General features: G+C 69.7%; 3 protein-coding genes. All 3 read left to right on the forward strand.

Features of this window, described 5'->3' with window-relative positions:
- Nucleotides 1-302: 302 nt before the first annotated feature.
- On the forward strand, nucleotides 303-1,592 hold the full coding sequence (locus tag VNE60_11730; protein HVB32189.1) for a L,D-transpeptidase family protein: 1,290 nt from the start codon (nucleotides 303-305) through the stop codon (nucleotides 1,590-1,592).
- Between the two features lie 210 nt (nucleotides 1,593-1,802).
- Nucleotides 1,803-2,393, forward strand: coding sequence for a murein L,D-transpeptidase catalytic domain family protein (locus VNE60_11735; protein HVB32190.1), 591 nt, complete (start codon nucleotides 1,803-1,805; stop codon nucleotides 2,391-2,393).
- 96 nt (nucleotides 2,394-2,489) lie between these two features.
- Nucleotides 2,490-2,717 (forward strand): hypothetical protein (locus VNE60_11740; GenBank protein ID HVB32191.1); only part of this gene is annotated, 228 nt, incomplete at its 3' end.

The following is a 2,717-nucleotide window of genomic DNA, read 5'->3' on the forward strand; positions in this document are numbered from 1 at the left end:
CTCCTGCGTCGTCACCAATTCGGCGCGGCGCGGGTGCGTGAGCTGCTCGTCGGATCCATTCACGCTCGTGGCGAACCGGGCGTTCCCGTCTTGCAGCCGTTCGAGCGCTTCGCGTGCGGAGATCATGGGTTCATCACCGTAGGAGTGCAGGGAGTCGGTCGCACATAAGGTGCCGGTGCGCGGGCGCCGGATCAAGTGAGATCGCAACGCCGCCCGCGGCTGCCCTGCTTCCCCGTGTACCTACACCGCGTCCACCGACGCCCGACAGCCCCGGACCTCGGCTGCGCGGATACTTCATGCACATGCGGTCGTCATCGATGCGGCGCAGTGTTGCGCTCGTGATCCTGCTGGCTTCGACGACCTGCCATCCCGCCGGCCTGCGCGAACCGGAGTCGGCAAGGGATCGGGCCGCCGCGGAGCGCGCGTCGGCGATCCCGACGGCCCGCGATGCCCCGGCGCTGGCGGCAGCCCGCGATTCGCTCGCCTGGCTGGTGGACACGGTCGTCACCCGGCGGCCGGACTACCGGCTGCTCGTGCACGCGCTGTCGCGATACCGCGGGCTCGCGGCCGACTCCACGATTCCGGCATTCCCCACGCCGGCCGCGCTTCCGGTGCGACCGGGGGATACGTTCGCGGCCGTCCCCGAACTGCGCGTGCGCTTGCTGGCGCTGGGGGATCTCGACACCGCCGGCGGGTCGGATACGGGGAGCGTGTATGCCGGTCCCGTGGTGGACGCGGTGCGGCGCTTCCAGCGGCGCCACGGTCTCGAAGACGACGGCATCATCGGACGCGAGACGCTGGCCCAGCTGCAGACTCCGCTGGCCGTCCGCGTGCGCGAGATCGAGCGTTCCCTGGAGCAGATTCGCCACGAGCCGCCCATGGACAGCGGCCCGTTCATCGTCGTGAACGTGCCCGCATTCCAGCTGTTCGCGTTCGACGGCACGGGGGAAGACACGGCGGCGGCGCTCGTGATGAAGGTGATCGTGGGTCGAGCCGATCGCATGTCCACGCCGGTCCTGGTGGAGCAGTTGCGGTACCTGGACTTCTGGCCGGAGTGGAACGTGCCGAGGAGCATCCTGGTCAGGGAGATCATCCCCAAGCTGGGCGGCGATCCGTCGTACCTGCGCCGCCAGGACATGGAGATGGTGGGCGCGGGCGACGTGGTGGTGGGCGACACCGTGAGGCCGAGTGTGATCGAGGCGCTCCGCGCGGGGGCGCTGCGCGTGCGTCAGCGGCGCGGGCCGGCGAATCCGCTCGGACGCGTGAAGTTCGTGATCCCCAACGACAGCAACATCTACCTGCACGATACGCCGTTCGGCGAACTGTTCGAGAGATCTCGGCGCGACTTCAGCCACGGATGCATTCGCGTGGAGCGCGCGCGCGACCTGGCCATCTGGGTGATGCGCGACGGCACGGGGTGGAACGCCGACAGCGTGGACGCGGCCATGGAGACGCCGGTGTTCCGGCGCGTGATGATTCCGCACCCCATGCGCGTGATCGTGGAGTACAACACGGCGATGGCGACGGCCGGCGGGGTGGTGTGGTTCGTGCCCGACATTTACGGGCGCGACGGCCATTTCATAAACAGATGAGCCGCGAGTTCAGATGTTCCTCGGCGCGCGCGTTGTTTCTTGCGCGGGCATGAACTAGGCTGCAGAAGTCTCCCGACAACCCTGCCGAGGTTTCACCTGGCTCATGCGTCGATCCGCCTGAGGGCGGCACTCTTTGCCCTGTTGCTGTGCGTGCCGCTCTCCCGCGTTCGGGCCGGGGAGCCGTTGCGCGCGCCGATCGCGGTGCCCGGCATGGACTCCACTACCGAGGCGGCCGTGGAGCGGGCGGCGCGGCAGTCGGGCCTCCGGCTCTCCGTGCTTCGTGCGGCGCTGCTGGGCTATCGCCAGGCGGTGGTCGCGGGGACGGTCAAGCACGCACTGCTCACCGTGATCGATTACACGCTGCCCAGTCGCGAGCGCCGGCTGTGGGTGCTCGACCTGTTGCGGGGTAAGGTGCTGGCGCGCGAACTCGTGGCCCACGGCCGCGGCAGCGGCGACGACGTGGCCACCCGGTTCTCCAATCGTGAACGCAGCTACGAGTCCAGCTTGGGGACGTTCGTCACGGCGGAGACCTACGACGGCAAGAACGGGCTGTCGCTGCGGCTCCAGGGGCTCGATCCGGGGCTCAACGACAACGCCCTGCAGCGCGGCATCGTGATGCATGGCGCGTGGTACGTGAGCGCCGACATGATCCGCCGCGAAGGGCGGCTGGGACGGAGCGAGGGATGCCCGGCGCTCAGCACCGCCGCGGCGCCCCGGATCATCGACCTGATCGCGGGCGGGTCGGTGCTGTTCGCGTACTATCCCACGCCGGCATTGGCGCGGAGCCTGGGCACGCAGTAGGCGCCGGCGCCGCCGGAAAGTGGCCGGGAGCCGTTGACGCGCGCGGCGTGCCCGACCATCATGTGCTCGCCAGATGCCGATGCCAATTTGCCACCCATGCCGCTGACCGGCGCCCGCGACGCGACGGAGCCGGGCGGCCGCATGCGCCCGGAAACGCGCGCCGTCATCGCGATCATCGTCGTCGGCATCGTGGCGCGGGTGATCCTCGCCGCCACGATCGGACTGGGCGTGGACGAGTCGTACGAGGTGGTGGTGTCCCGCGCGCTCAGCTGGGGATATCTGGACCACCCGCCGCTCTCGTTCTGGATGGCCAGCGTGGTGGCC

It is taken from the genome of Gemmatimonadaceae bacterium (genome assembly GCA_035533755.1).
GTDB lineage: Bacteria > Gemmatimonadota > Gemmatimonadetes > Gemmatimonadales > Gemmatimonadaceae > JAGWRI01.